Raw genomic sequence first — 12,703 nt, 5'->3', positions numbered from 1 at the left:
AATCTCGAACTCAGCCGCGGGCCAACTGCCGGCGCAGCTCATCCAGCACCGGCCCGGTCTCAGGCCGAACCCCACGCCAGATGAAGAACGCCTCGGCGGCCTGCTCCGCCAGCATCCCCAGCCCATCCAGTACCTTGGCCGCACCCAGCTTGCTGGCCCACTGGCAGAACGGCGTCGGCTCCTTGCCATACATCATGTCGTAGCAAACGGTACGCCCCGCCTCGACCAGGCTGTCGGCAATCGGCGGCAGCTCGCCGGACAAGCTCGCCGAAGTGGCGTTGATGATCACGTCCACCGGCTCCTGCAACCAGGCAAAACCGCTGGCCACCACCGGCCCCAGCTCATCGAACTCACGGGCCAACTGCTCGGCTTTCTCCACCGTGCGGTTGGCAATCACCAGCGATTGCGGCTTGTGTGCCAGGATCGGCTCCAGCACGCCGCGCACCGCGCCACCGGCACCGAGGATGAGGATGCGCTTGCCGGCCAGCTCGACCCCGGCGTTGACGGTGAGGTCACGCACCAGCCCAGCACCGTCGGTGTTGTCGCCTTGCAAGGTGCCGTCGGCCAGCTTGCTCAAGGTGTTCACCGCGCCGGCACGCTTGGCGCGTGGGGTGAGACTGTCGCACAGGCGGTAGGCCTCCTCCTTGAACGGTACGGTAACGTTGGCGCCGCTGCCTTGCTTGAAGAAGCCACGGGCGCAGTCGCTGAATTCGTCCAGCGGCGCCAGCAGGGTGGCGTACTCCAGGTCCTCGCCGGTCTGGTCGGCGAACAGGCGGTGGATCAACGGCGATTTGCTGTGGCCGATGGGGTTACCGAAAACAACGTACTGGTCCATGGGGGATCCTCGGTTATCCACAGGCTTAGCGGGCGAGCCAGTCACGGTCCTGCAAGAAATACTCGGTCAGCCGCGCTTCCTCGCTGCCGGGCTCGGCCTTCCAATCGTAACCCCAGCGCACCTGCGGTGGCAGCGACATCAGGATCGATTCGGTGCGGCCACCGGACTGCAGGCCGAACAAGGTGCCACGGTCGTAGACCAGGTTGAACTCGACGTAGCGGCCACGGCGGTACTCCTGGAATTCGCGCTGGGCGAGGGTATACGGGGTGCCCTTGCGGCGCTGCACGATCGGCAGGTAGGCGTCGACATAGGCGTCACCAATGGCGCGGATGAAGGCGAAGCAGGTGTCGAAGTCCCACTCGTTCAGGTCATCGAAGAACAGGCCGCCGATACCCCGTGGCTCGCCACGGTGCTTGAGGTGGAAGTAGCGGTCGCACCAGGCCTTGTAACGCGGGTACACGTCGGCGCCGAACGGCGCGCAGGCCTGCTCGGCCACGCGGTGCCAGTGCACGCAGTCTTCTTCATTGCCGTAGTAGGGGGTCAGGTCGAAGCCGCCGCCGAACCACCACACCGCCTCTTCGCCCTCTTTTTCGGCGATGAAGAACCGCACGTTGGCGTGGGAAGTCGGCACATGCGGGTTGTGCGGATGGATCACCAGCGACACGCCCAGCGCCTCGAAGCCACGGCCCGCCAGCTCCGGGCGGTGGGCACTGGCCGACGGCGGCAAGCCGCTGCCGAACACGTGGGAGAAGTTCACGCCGCCTTTCTCGATCACCTTGCCATCGCCGATCACCCGCGTGCGACCGCCGCCGCCGGCATCACGCACCCAGGCATCCTCGACGAAGCGGGCGCCGCCGTCTTCATTCTCGAGGGCAGTGCAGATGCGGTCTTGCAGGTCGAGCAGGTAGGCTTTCACGGCCTCGGTGCGGCTGGTCATCGGGTCACCTGGAGGGAGCGGGGAAAATTCGCCGCGTAGCATACCACCGGCAAACCTCGCGCCGCAGTTGACGGCGATCAAGCAAAGGCGTCCGATAGAAGGCCTTTGCGACCCTCGACGACAGGAGTGTGTGATGGCCAAGCGTATCCAGTTCAGCCAGCATGGCGGCCCGGAAGTCCTGCAACTGGTGGAGTTCGACCCGGCCCCCCCCGGCCCGCAGCACGTGCGGGTGCGTAACCATGCGATCGGCCTGAACTTCATCGACACCTATTTCCGAGGCGGGCTGTATGCGCCGCCGTCGCTGCCTTCCGGACTGGGTACCGAAGGCGCCGGGGTAGTCGAGGCGGTGGGCGAGGGCGTCAGCCGGATCAAGGTCGGCGACCGCGTGGCCTATGCCGGTGGGCCGCTAGGGGCCTACAGCGAGGTGCATACACTGCCGGAGGCCAACCTGGTCAAGCTGCCGGATGCGATCAGCTTCGAGCAGGCGGCGGCGGTGATGCTCAAGGGGCTGACCACGCAGTACCTGCTCAAGCAGACCTATGCCGTGCAGCCGGGGGATTTCGTGCTGTTCCATGCTGCTGCCGGTGGCGTCGGATCGCTGGCTTGTCAGTGGGCCAAGGCACTGGGGGCGAAGCTGATTGGTACTGTCAGCTCTCCCCAGAAAGCCGAGCGGGCCAAGGCACTCGGGGCCTGGGCGACCATCGACTACAGCCACGAAGATGTGGCTAAACGCGTGCTGGAGCTGACCGACGGTCAAAAGTGCGCGGTGGTGTATGACGGCGTGGGGGCGGATACCTGGCTGACTTCACTGGATTGCCTGAAGCCGCGTGGGTTGATGGTCAGCTTCGGCAATGCGTCCGGCGCGGTGACCGGGGTGAACCTGGGGATTTTGTCGCAGAAGGGGTCGCTGTATGTCACTCGGCCGACGCTGGCGAGCTATGCCAACAACGCCGAGAACACCCAGGCCATGGCGGATGACCTGTTCGCGATGATCGCCAGTGGCAAGTTGGTGGTGGATATCCAGCAGCGGTATCCGTTGAGTGAGGCGGCCAAGGCGCAGAGTGAGTTGTCGGCGCGGCGGACGGTGGGCTCGACTGTTCTGCTGCCTTGAAATCCTGGGGCCGCTCTGCGGCCCATTCGCTGGCAAGCCAGCTCCCACAGGGACCGCGCAAACCTCCTGGATGACGCTGTACCTGTGGGAGCCGGCTTGCCGGCGATGGCGTCAGTTCAGCCAGCGGGCCTTTCGGCTACAGACGCTGACTCAATGCCCTCAAGCATCGCCTCCACCAACCCCTCCGCCATTTCCAGCGAATGCAGGCTCGACCAGTACATGCCACGCCCCTCGTCGCGCAGGTGGTCGAGTGCCTTGATGCCAGTGTCGTAGGCGCAGCGCAGGTAAAGCGCTACGTGCACCAGGGCATCGTGGGCTTCGATATTGGGGTTTACGGTGAAGAGTGGAGGGTGGCCGGCGTCGCAGCGGCCGAAGGGGTGGGTTGTGGTATTTGGGAGTGGTGGATCGGGAACAAGCTTTCTAGTCATGGGAATTCGCTCCTTAAAAAACCACCGGCCCCGCTACCACGCGAATTGGGTGGCGACTGTACGCGAGGTGGTAGACCCGGGCGATTCCCAAACCAGGCAGGCTCGAAAGCCTCCCACGCACAGCCGCCATGGACTGACATGGGGAATCGAATACCCGGGCTACCACACCCGATCGCCAAGTTATTCGGCGACGGTCTGGAGCCTAGAGGCAAGCGTTCCCACTGAGAAGGTAATGGCGGTCGACAGGCTGCGTAGGATATTTCTCTGAATTCGAAATGGGCAGCCTTGGGAGGAAAAATCAGAAAGTCCTGAGGGTGAAGAGAATCCCTGTGGGAGCGACACGCGAGGGGTAGGGCCTCGCTTGACCGTGCCGGCTCTGAGGCGTAGCCTTTCTCCCTGAGGTTGTGCTGGTGCGCCGGTTGAGTTTCAAGTTATCCGGGCGAGCGCATCCTTACCCTTTGGCCGCTTAAGCGGCCATTATTTTTTGGGCTTGTTTCTATCCCCTTTGGGCACGATGGAATAGAGCTCCGCCTTGGGCTTGCGGGCCGTCAGTTCAAAAATCGCCTCATCATAGATTTCATTGCCATAGCCATCATTTCGGCCAATCGTGCTGCGAAGGGCAGTCATGTGCGTGGCACTCTTCCAGACCGATGTCGCTGCCAGCGCTGCCTTGATCTGCAGAACCATGTCATCAATGGTGTATCCGTCGCGTATCACCCGACTTCTGTAGGCATGACTGCCAATGAAGACGATGCCCGGATCCTCAAGCTGGGGTAAATCCTGCCCTGCTTTCTGCCTGTTGATCGCTTCGAACTGATCCGCGGTAAATCTGCCTATTTCCACCGCCCTGACCCGATGATTGGACGCTAGCTGCTCCAGATTCCCCCTTATCAGGTACTCGGCATTCTCGAATAGCGGCATTGTTCTAGATGCTCCCGCCGATTTGTGACGCACGGGCGAGCAAGCTAGAGGTAGGGGTTCCTGTAGTGAAGGTGGTGGCTTAGGACGGGGGTAGTAGGACGTTTCCCAATTGGATTACTGGGCAACCATTTGAGAGATAATCAGGAGAATCTGCGCGGTTTCTGAACAGGAGCCGGTCTAAGCAATCTTTTACAGCGTTTTGCATGAGGCATGCCGTTTATTGACGAGGTGGCCGTGCAGGCATAGCAATCAGTCCACATGGTCTGGCAAAGAGTGCAGAACTCTACCCAGGCGACAGGGCTGAAACCCTCTTCTGCATCAAAAAACCGCCAACATGGCGGTTTTTTTTGGTCGGTCAGAACAGAGAGTCACCCCGGGCGCACAACCTCGCCGGTCGCCAAATCCCGAATCACACTCGGATTCTTCCGCCCCCCCAACGCCCCACCCAGCACCATGTCCAGCTGCTTGTGGAAATACTGCTCCACCCGCAACCGGCTCTTGGCCGCCGGACGCCCGGCCGGGTTGCAGGACGTGGAAATCAACGGCCCGACCAACGCGCACAGCTCACGCACCTGTGGGTGATCGCTGACCCGCAATGCCACGCTGTCATGCTGCCCGGTCACCCACTCGGGCAGCAGGTCCTGGTGCGGCACCAGCCAAGTGTTCGGCCCCGGCCAGGTGGCGGCCATGCGGTCGATCCAGTCTTGGGGGAAGTCTTCGAACAGGAAGTCGAACTGGTGGATGCTGTCGGCGACCAGGATCAGGCCTTTATCCACAGGCCGCGACTTGAGCGCCAGCAGGCGATACACCGCGTCCTCGTTCCACGGGTCGCAGCCCAGGCCCCAGACCGCTTCCGTCGGATAGGCGATCACCGCACCCGCCTTCACCTCACGCGCGGCTTGTTGCACACGCCAACTGCTCACCATTTCCGTCTCTCCGCATAAACGCCGTGTGCGCAGTGTACTTAGCCGGAACGGGCAAACCAACGCCCGGCTTCATTGCTGACCCGGCCCTCGAGCTCCAACTCGGTCAGGCTGGCCAGCACCTGGGCCAACGGCTGTCCGCTGCTGTGCGCCAGGCCCTCGCTGGTGTGGGGTGCGGCGTGGAGCAAGGCGAGCAGGGGATGGTCGGCTTTGCCCACAGGCGCGCCCGGCAAGTTCTGCCAACCGCGCAGGCTGTTGAGGATCTGCTCCACGCTTTCCACCAACAGCGCGCCGTCGCGAATCAGCTGGTGGCAGCCCTTGGCGCCGGGGTGGTGGATCGAACCCGGAATGGCATACACCTCGCGCCCTTGCTCTGCGGCAAGGCGCGCGGTGATCAATGAGCCGCTGGCGATACTCGCCTCGACCACCAGCACGCCGAGCGACAGCCCGCTGATGATGCGGTTGCGCCTGGGGAAGTTACCGGCCAGCGGCCCGGCATCCAGCGGGTACTCGGAAACCAGCGCGCTGCCGCTGTCGAGCATCGCCCGGGCAAGGTCACGGTGGCGCTGTGGATAAAGTTTTTGCAACCCCGTGCCGAGCACCCCAATGGTCTGCCCCCCGGCTTTCAGCGCGGCCCGATGAGCGGCACCGTCAACGCCCAGCGCCAGCCCGCTGGTGATGGTGAATCCGGCTTGCGCCAGGCAACGCGAGAACGCAGCCGCGGTATCCAGCGCCGGTGGTGAAGCACGCCTGCTACCCACAATCGCCAGCTGCGGGTGCTCCAGCAAAGCGGGGTCACCGGCGACGAACAGCAGGGGTGGCGGGTCGTCGATTTCACTCAGCAATGCGGGGTAGCCAGACCCGTCCCACATCAGCAAATGCTGGCCAGGACGCTCTAACCAGGCCATCGCAGCCAACGCGCCGTCGCGCACCTCAGGGCTGCGACGGGCGTCGATACTGGCGGCTGGCAACCCCAGCGCACGCCAGGCACTAGCCGGCGCACTGAGTGCCGATGAGGCATTGCCAAAGGCTTCGATCAGGGTAAGAAAGCGGCGCAGGCCGATGTCGGGGAGGCGATGCAGACGCAGCCGCGCCTCCAGTTCGGCAGGCGAGCAAGGCGACGAACGGAGAGTGTTCATAGGTGATCCTCCTTGATCGACAGGGGGCCATCGGCGTGGCACAGCCTGTGGATAACTTTGTGGGTAATACTTTGAAAAGCTGTCCATTAAATGGCAGCTATAAAGCCCATAAAGACCCTAGCCGAGCTTTCACAGGTGCCTTGTCCACCTTTTCCCTTTATTATGTGTGCTCAGTTTTCAACCGACCGCACAGTGACTGCCTGACCGCCATGGCCATTTTGAACATTCTCGAATTCCCCGATCCGCGCCTGCGTACCATTGCCAAACCGGTAACGGTGTTTGACGACGCCTTGCGCCAGCTGATCGACGACATGTTCGAAACCATGTACGAAGCCCCGGGCATCGGCCTGGCGGCGACCCAGGTCAACGTGCACCAGCAAGTGGTGGTGATGGACCTGAGCGAAGACCGCAGCGAACCGCGGGTCTTCATCAACCCCAGCGTCGAAGAGCTGACCCACGACATGGGCCAGTACCAGGAAGGCTGCCTGTCGGTGCCGGGCTTCTACGAGAACGTCGACCGCCCGCTGCGCGTCCGGGTCAAGGCCCAGGACCGCGACGGCAAGCCGTACGAGCTGGAATGCGAGGGCCTGTTGGCGGTGTGCGTGCAGCACGAGTTCGATCACCTCAACGGCAAGCTGTTCGTCGACTACCTGTCGCAGCTCAAACGTGACCGGATCAAGAAGAAGCTGGAAAAGCAGCACCGCCAGCAAGCCTGATCCCCACCTTCCAGAAGGCTTGCTCCGGCAAGCCTTTTTCTTTTTCAAGAAGCGAGAACTCCATGCGCATCGTCTTCGCAGGCACTCCAGAGTTTGCCGCCGAACACCTCAAGGCTTTGCTCGACAGCCCGTACGAGATCGTGGCCGTCTACACCCAGCCCGACCGCCCGGCCGGGCGTGGCCAGAAGCTGATGCCGAGCGCGGTCAAGGCGCTGGCCGTGGCCCACGATATCCCGGTGTACCAACCGCAGACCCTGCGCAACGCCGACGCCCAGGCCGAACTCGCCGCGCTCAAGCCGGACCTGATGGTGGTGGTCGCCTACGGCCTGATCCTGCCGCAAGCTGTGCTGGATATCCCACGCCTGGGCTGCATCAACAGCCACGCCTCGCTGCTGCCGCGCTGGCGCGGCGCCGCGCCGATCCAGCGCGCCGTTGAAGCCGGTGACGCCGAGAGCGGCGTGACCGTGATGCGCATGGAAGCGGGCCTGGATACCGGCCCGATGCTGCTCAAGGTGGTCACCCCGATCAGTGCCGAGGACACCGGCGGTACCCTGCACGACCGCCTCGCCACCATGGGCCCGGGCGCCGTGGTGCAGGCCATCGCCGGCCTGGCCGATGGCAGCCTGCAAGGTGAAGTACAGGACGACGCCCTGGCCACTTACGCCCACAAGCTGAACAAGGACGAGGCGCGCATCGACTGGAACCGTCCGGCCGTTGAGCTTGAGCGCCTGATCCGTGCCTTCAACCCCTGGCCGGTGTGCCACAGCACTCTGGATGGCGAAAGCGTGAAGGTACTGGCCGCCAACTTGTCCACAGCCCAGGGCGCCCCCGGCGAAATCCTGTCATCTAGCAAAGATGGTCTGGTGGTCGCCTGCGGTGACCAGGCCCTGAGCCTGACCCGCCTGCAACTGCCGGGTGGCAAGGCACTCAACTTCGCCGACCTGTTCAACAGCCGCCGCGAGAAGTTCGCCAGCGGCAAGGTGCTCGGCCAATGAACCCACGCCTGGCTGCCGCCCGTGCCCTTGCCGCCGTGCTCAGCGGCAAGGCTTCGCTGAACAGCTCGCTGCCGGCGCAACTGGACAAGGTCGAAGAACGCGACCGTGGCCTGACCCAGGACCTGGCCTTCGGCACCGCCCGCTGGCAGCCGCGCCTGGACCTGCTGGCCGCGCAGCTGTTGCAGAAACCCTTCAAGGCCGCCGACGCCGATGTGCAGGCGCTGCTGCTGGTCGGCCTGTACCAGCTGTTCTACACCCGCATCCCGGCCCACGCCGCCATCGGCGAAACCGTCGGGTGTGCCGACAAGCTGAAGAAGCCTTGGGCAAAGGGCCTGCTCAACGCCGTGCTGCGCCGCGCCCAGCGTGAAGGGGAGGCGCTGTTGGCCGACATGGAGCGCGACCCGGTGGTGCGCACTGCCCACCCGCGCTGGCTGCAGAAGTCGCTCAAGGCCTTCTGGCCTGAGCAGTGGGAAGCCATCTGCGCCGCCAACAACGCCCACCCGCCGATGATCCTGCGCATCAACCGCCGCCATCACAGCCGCGACGCTTACCTCGCGCTGCTGGACGAGGCCGGCATCAGCGCCAGCGCCTGCCAGTACAGCCGTGACGGCATCGTGCTGGCCGAAGCCTGCGACGTGCGCGGCCTGCCGGGCTTCGCCGAGGGTTGGGTCAGCGTGCAGGACGAAGCCGCGCAGCTGTCCGCCGACCTGCTGGAATTGGCCCCCGGCCAGCGTGTGCTCGACGCGTGTTGCGCCCCTGGCGGCAAGACCTGCCACCTGCTTGAAGCCGAACCGGGCTTGGCGCACATGGTCGCCATCGACCTCGAGGCCAAGCGCCTGACCCGCGTGCGCGAGAACCTCGACCGCCTAAAGCTCGACGCCGAGTTGATCGCCTGCGACGCCCGCGACACCGCCAGCTGGTGGGACGGCAAACCCTTCCAGCGCATCCTGCTCGACGCCCCCTGCTCGGCCACTGGCGTGATCCGCCGCCACCCGGATATCAAGCTGACCCGCCAGGCCGACGACATCCCGGCCCTGGCCGCGCTGCAAGGCGAGCTGCTCGACGCCCTGTGGCCGACCCTGGAAGTGGGCGGCATGCTGCTGTACGCCACCTGCTCGAGCCTGCCGACCGAGAACACCGAAGTGGTCGACGCCTTCCTCGCCCGCACCCCCGGTGCCCGCGAGCTGGACCTGGCGACCGAGGCCGGTCTGCGCCAGCCCCACGGGCGCCAGCTGCTGGCCCAGGAAGGCGGCCACGACGGCTTCTACTATGCCAAGCTGATCAAGATCGCCGCCTCGCGGTAAGCACAAGAATGTAGGGAGTAGTGGATGAAGATCATCATCCTCGGCGCAGGGCAGGTGGGCGGCACGCTGGCGGAACACCTGGCCAGCGAAGCCAATGACATCACCGTGGTCGATACCGATGGCGAGCGCCTGCGCGACCTCGGCGACCGCCTCGACATCCGCACCGTGCAAGGCCGCGCCTCTCTGCCGACGGTGCTGCGCCAGGCCGGCGCCGACGACGCCGACATGCTGGTGGCGGTGACCAACAGCGACGAGACCAACATGGTCGCCTGCCAGGTGGCGTACTCGCTCTTCCACACCCCGACCAAGATCGCCCGGGTGCGGGAGTCGGCCTACCTGACCCGCGAAGAACTGTTCGACAACGACCATATTCCGGTGGATGTGCTGATCAGCCCCGAGCAGGTGGTGACCAACTACATCAAGCGCCTGATCGAACACCCCGGCTCCCTGCAGGTGATCGACTTCGCCGAGGGCAAGGCCCAGCTAGTGGCAGTCCGGGCTTACTACGGCGGGCCGCTGGTGGGTCAGCAACTGCGCCAGATCCGCGCCCACATGCCCAACGTCGACACCCGCGTGGCGGCGATCTTCCGCCGCGACCGGCCGATCACCCCACAGGGCGACACGGTGATCGAAGCCGACGACGAAGTGTTCTTCATCGCCGCGAAAAAGGACATTCGCGCGGTGATGGGTGAGTTGCGGCGCATCGACGAGAGCAACAAGCGCGTGGTCATCGCCGGTGGCGGGCAGATCGGCGAACGCCTGGCCGAGGCCATCGAGAGCCGCTACCAGGTGAAGATCATCGAGATGAACCCGGCCCGCTGTCGCCAGCTCTCCGACACCCTGGAGAGCACCGTGGTGCTGCAAGGCAGCGCCTCGGACAAGGACCTGATGCTCGAAGAGAACATCGCCGACGCCGACATCTTCCTGGCCCTGACCAACGACGACGAGGCCAACATCATGGCGTCGCTGCTGGCCAAGCGCCTGGGTGCACGCAAGGTAATGACCATCATCAACAACCCAGCCTATGTCGACCTGGTGCAGGGCGGCGATATCGACATCGCCATCAGCCCGCAGCTGGCCACCATCGGTACTCTGCTGGCCCACGTGCGCCGTGGCGATATCGTCAGCGTGCACTCGCTGCGCCGCGGCGCGGCCGAGGCCATCGAAGCCGTGGCCCATGGCGATTCGAAGTCGAGCAAGGTAGTGGGCAAGGCCATCGAGGACATCAACCTGCCGCCGGGTACCACCATCGGCGCAATCATCCGCGAGGACGAAGTGATGATCGCCCACGACGACACGGTGATCGAGTCGGGCGACCATGTGATCCTGTTCGTTGTGGATAAAAAGCATATTCGGGACGTGGAGAAGCTGTTCCACGTGGGCTTGAGTTTCTTCTAGGAGGGAAGGGCATGCGTGAATCGCTGGAGAAGATGCTGGCCAAAGGTGTGGATAACCCGCTGCTGCGCTTTGGCCTGGGCAAGGCTTGGCTGGACGAGGGCAATGGCGCTGAGGCGGCGGTGCACCTGGCCAGCTGCGTGAAGCAGGACCCCAAGTACTCGGCGGCGTGGAAGCTGCTGGGCAAGGCGTATCAGCTCAGCGGAGATCTGGCTGGCGCGCGCAAGGCCTGGGAGGAGGGGATCGAGGCAGCGCAGGCCCATGGGGACAAGCAGGCCGAAAAAGAGATGACGGTGTTCTTGAAGAAGCTGAACAAGGTCTGAGATTGTCGGGGCTGCTTTGCAGCCCATCGCCGGCAAGCCAGCTCCCACGGGGCCGAGCAAGCCCATGGGCCTTGTACAAGCCAGAGCTTGTCTAAGCCGAAAGCATGAGCTCGGGCCGGCACGGTCAAGGTGGGAGCTGGCTTGCCGGCGAAAGGGGCGCAAAGCGCCCCCCTGAAATCTCAGTACCAGCGCGGCTCGCCAGCCGGGCGCTTCTTGAAGCGCTTCATGCTCCACATGTACTGGCTCGGGTACTCGCGCACATAACGCTCGACCACCTTGCTCATGGCTGCCGCCGATTCATTCACATCGGTGCTGTACATGGCCTCTGGCGCCGCTTCCAGGAACACCTTGAAGCCCGAACCATCGGGCAGGCGCAGGGCGTGCAGGAATACCCCCACCGCCTTGCCACCCGCCAGCATGTTCGGCACGAACTTGCTGGTCAGCGCCTGGGTCCCCAGGAACGGCACGAACACCCCGGCGGACTCGGCCGGCTCCGGGTCGGCGGGAATGCCCACCTGGCCACCTCGGCGCACTTCCTTTATCACGCTGAGGATGCCTTCCTTGGTCGAAGGCGCCACGCGGTTGCCCATCTGCACACGCTGTTCACGCAGCAGGTCATCCACCGCTTTGAGCTTGGGCGGCCGGTAGAAGATGATCGGTTTGCACTGGTTACAATAGAAGTGGTTGAGCACTTCCCAGTTGCCCAGGTGGCTGGTGATGCCGACCACGCCCTTGCCCGAGGCCAGGGCCTGCTCCAACACTTCCAGGCCGTGCACTTCCTTGACCAGGTCGAGCGAGCGCTGCGGCGGCCAGATCCAGGCGCAGGCGCTCTCGACGAACGACTTGCCGATGTCCTTGAGCGCGCGACCGACCAGTTGCTCACGCTCGGCCGGGTCCATCTCCGGGAAGCATTTGGCCAGGTTGATGCGCACGACATTGCGCGAGCCGTTGGGGATTTTCCACATCAGCCATCCGATACCGGCGCCGACGCGCTGCACGGCGCCCCAGGGCAGCTTGGCAAACAGGCGCAGCACCCCGACCATCAGGGCGCCCTTGAACTTTTCCACAGGCGAATTCCTTATTTCAGCAAGGCGCGCATTGTACCCCGTCAGCGCACCAGCGCGGCGTAGCGATCGCAGTCGGTGGTGTGGTCCATGACCATGCCGGTAGCCTGCATGAAGGCGTAGCAGATGGTCGGCCCGACGAAAGTGAAGCCAGCCTTCTGCAAGGCCTTGCTCATCGCCTTGGCCTCGTCGGTGACCGCCGGCACGTCGCCACGGCCTTGGAAATGGTTGATCTTCGGCGCGCCGCCGACGAACGACCATAGCCACTCGGCGGGGTTATCCACAGCCAGCCATGCCTGGGCGTTGCGGCGCACGGCCTTGAGCTTGAGGCGGTTGCGGATGATGCCAACATCCTGCATCAGCTCTTCGATGCGTTCGTCGCTCATACGCGCCAGTTTCACCGGGTCGAAACCTTCCAGCACCTGGCGATAGCGCTCGCGCTTCTTCAATACCGTGATCCACGACAAGCCCGCCTGGAACCCTTCGAGCAAAAGCATCTCGAAGAGCAACGCCGGGTCGCGCTGCGGCGTTCCCCACTCGTGGTCGTGATAGGCCTGGTACAACGGATCGTCGGAACACCAAAAGCAGCGTGGCATAAGGCTCCAATAACGT

The 12,703-nt window shown here is 64.2% G+C and carries 14 protein-coding genes; 6 read left to right on the top strand and 8 right to left on the bottom strand.

The annotated features are described in order from the left end of the window. Positions 1 to 10: 10 nt before the first annotated feature. Together aroE and hemF are read right to left on the bottom strand one after the other, a co-directional pair. On the bottom strand, positions 11 to 835 hold the full coding sequence (aroE, locus tag LOY42_RS00145; RefSeq protein ID WP_139674672.1) for a shikimate dehydrogenase: 825 nt from the start codon (positions 833 to 835) through the stop codon (positions 11 to 13). Between the two features lie 25 nt (positions 836 to 860). Next, positions 861 to 1,772, bottom strand: coding sequence for an oxygen-dependent coproporphyrinogen oxidase (gene hemF / locus LOY42_RS00140; RefSeq protein ID WP_139674675.1), 912 nt, complete (start codon positions 1,770 to 1,772; stop codon positions 861 to 863). Between the two features lie 133 nt (positions 1,773 to 1,905). Between hemF and LOY42_RS00135 the strand changes: the two genes are divergently transcribed. Then, positions 1,906 to 2,883: an NADPH:quinone reductase gene (locus LOY42_RS00135; protein ID WP_139674678.1), complete on the top strand. Its 978-nt coding sequence runs from the start codon at positions 1,906 to 1,908 to the stop codon at positions 2,881 to 2,883. A gap of 116 nt (positions 2,884 to 2,999) precedes the next feature. Here LOY42_RS00135 and LOY42_RS00130 read toward each other — a convergent pair whose 3' ends face one another. The 4 genes from LOY42_RS00130 to dprA form a co-directional block, all read right to left on the bottom strand. Then, positions 3,000 to 3,311: a hypothetical protein gene (locus tag LOY42_RS00130; protein WP_139674681.1), complete on the bottom strand. Its 312-nt coding sequence runs from the start codon at positions 3,309 to 3,311 to the stop codon at positions 3,000 to 3,002. A gap of 477 nt (positions 3,312 to 3,788) precedes the next feature. Then, positions 3,789 to 4,232 carry a hypothetical protein gene (locus LOY42_RS00125; protein ID WP_139674684.1) on the bottom strand — a complete coding sequence of 148 codons (444 nt, stop codon included), beginning with the start codon at positions 4,230 to 4,232 and terminating at the stop codon, positions 3,789 to 3,791. Positions 4,233 to 4,600: 368 nt separating this feature from the next. Further along, positions 4,601 to 5,158, bottom strand: a complete 558-nt coding sequence (locus LOY42_RS00120) for an L-threonylcarbamoyladenylate synthase (RefSeq protein WP_094010815.1) — start codon at positions 5,156 to 5,158, stop codon at positions 4,601 to 4,603. Positions 5,159 to 5,196: 38 nt separating this feature from the next. Then, complete coding sequence (dprA, locus tag LOY42_RS00115) at positions 5,197 to 6,294, bottom strand: DNA-processing protein DprA (RefSeq protein ID WP_258599659.1); 1,098 nt, start codon at positions 6,292 to 6,294, stop codon at positions 5,197 to 5,199. Positions 6,295 to 6,503: 209 nt separating this feature from the next. Here dprA and def point away from each other — a divergent pair, with 209 nt between their 5' ends. From def to LOY42_RS00090, 5 genes are all read left to right on the top strand, one after another. Further along, complete coding sequence (def, locus tag LOY42_RS00110; protein ID WP_038707094.1) at positions 6,504 to 7,010, top strand: peptide deformylase; 507 nt, start codon at positions 6,504 to 6,506, stop codon at positions 7,008 to 7,010. A gap of 62 nt (positions 7,011 to 7,072) precedes the next feature. After that, positions 7,073 to 8,005, top strand: coding sequence for a methionyl-tRNA formyltransferase (gene fmt, locus LOY42_RS00105; protein ID WP_139674690.1), 933 nt, complete (start codon positions 7,073 to 7,075; stop codon positions 8,003 to 8,005). After that, positions 8,002 to 9,309 (top strand): 16S rRNA (cytosine(967)-C(5))-methyltransferase RsmB, encoded by a 1,308-nt coding sequence (gene rsmB, locus LOY42_RS00100; protein ID WP_139674693.1) that lies wholly within the window; start codon positions 8,002 to 8,004, stop codon positions 9,307 to 9,309. Before fmt ends, rsmB begins: the two co-directional genes overlap by 4 nt. Positions 9,310 to 9,333: 24 nt before the next feature. After that, positions 9,334 to 10,707 (top strand): Trk system potassium transporter TrkA, encoded by a 1,374-nt coding sequence (gene trkA / locus LOY42_RS00095; protein WP_023629849.1) that lies wholly within the window; start codon positions 9,334 to 9,336, stop codon positions 10,705 to 10,707. A gap of 11 nt (positions 10,708 to 10,718) precedes the next feature. Further along, positions 10,719 to 11,027: a tetratricopeptide repeat protein gene (locus LOY42_RS00090; protein WP_023629850.1), complete on the top strand. Its 309-nt coding sequence runs from the start codon at positions 10,719 to 10,721 to the stop codon at positions 11,025 to 11,027. A 179-nt stretch (positions 11,028 to 11,206) separates the two neighbouring features. Here the strand turns inward: LOY42_RS00090 and LOY42_RS00085 are convergent, their stop codons facing one another. Then, complete coding sequence (locus LOY42_RS00085) at positions 11,207 to 12,094, bottom strand: lysophospholipid acyltransferase (RefSeq protein ID WP_258599658.1); 888 nt, start codon at positions 12,092 to 12,094, stop codon at positions 11,207 to 11,209. 41 nt (positions 12,095 to 12,135) lie between these two features. After that, entirely contained in the window at positions 12,136 to 12,687 is a 552-nt protein-coding gene (locus tag LOY42_RS00080; RefSeq protein ID WP_139674700.1) for a DNA-3-methyladenine glycosylase I, read from the bottom strand. Positions 12,688 to 12,703: the final 16 nt, after the last annotated feature.

The organism is Pseudomonas sp. B21-023 (genome assembly GCF_024749165.1).
Classification (GTDB): domain Bacteria; phylum Pseudomonadota; class Gammaproteobacteria; order Pseudomonadales; family Pseudomonadaceae; genus Aquipseudomonas.
The sequence above is the reverse complement of the archived record's forward strand: the minus strand, read 5'-3'. Positions and strand labels throughout refer to the sequence as shown.

Bases quoted from the DNA above. Each gene is read 5' to 3' on its own strand.
- aroE (WP_139674672.1), bottom strand. From the start codon at position 835: ATGGACCAGTACGTTGTTTTCGGTAACCCCATCGGCCACAGCAAATCG.
- hemF (WP_139674675.1), bottom strand. From the start codon at position 1,772: ATGACCAGCCGCACCGAGGCCGTGAAAGCCTACCTGCTCGACCTGCAA.
- LOY42_RS00135 (WP_139674678.1), top strand. From the start codon at position 1,906: ATGGCCAAGCGTATCCAGTTCAGCCAGCATGGCGGCCCGGAAGTCCTG.
- LOY42_RS00130 (WP_139674681.1), bottom strand. From the start codon at position 3,311: ATGACTAGAAAGCTTGTTCCCGATCCACCACTCCCAAATACCACAACC.
- LOY42_RS00125 (WP_139674684.1), bottom strand. From the start codon at position 4,232: ATGCCGCTATTCGAGAATGCCGAGTACCTGATAAGGGGGAATCTGGAG.
- LOY42_RS00120 (WP_094010815.1), bottom strand. From the start codon at position 5,158: ATGGTGAGCAGTTGGCGTGTGCAACAAGCCGCGCGTGAGGTGAAGGCG.
- dprA (WP_258599659.1), bottom strand. From the start codon at position 6,294: ATGAACACTCTCCGTTCGTCGCCTTGCTCGCCTGCCGAACTGGAGGCG.
- def (WP_038707094.1), top strand. From the start codon at position 6,504: ATGGCCATTTTGAACATTCTCGAATTCCCCGATCCGCGCCTGCGTACC.
- fmt (WP_139674690.1), top strand. From the start codon at position 7,073: ATGCGCATCGTCTTCGCAGGCACTCCAGAGTTTGCCGCCGAACACCTC.
- rsmB (WP_139674693.1), top strand. From the start codon at position 8,002: ATGAACCCACGCCTGGCTGCCGCCCGTGCCCTTGCCGCCGTGCTCAGC.
- trkA (WP_023629849.1), top strand. From the start codon at position 9,334: ATGAAGATCATCATCCTCGGCGCAGGGCAGGTGGGCGGCACGCTGGCG.
- LOY42_RS00090 (WP_023629850.1), top strand. From the start codon at position 10,719: ATGCGTGAATCGCTGGAGAAGATGCTGGCCAAAGGTGTGGATAACCCG.
- LOY42_RS00080 (WP_139674700.1), bottom strand. From the start codon at position 12,687: ATGCCACGCTGCTTTTGGTGTTCCGACGATCCGTTGTACCAGGCCTAT.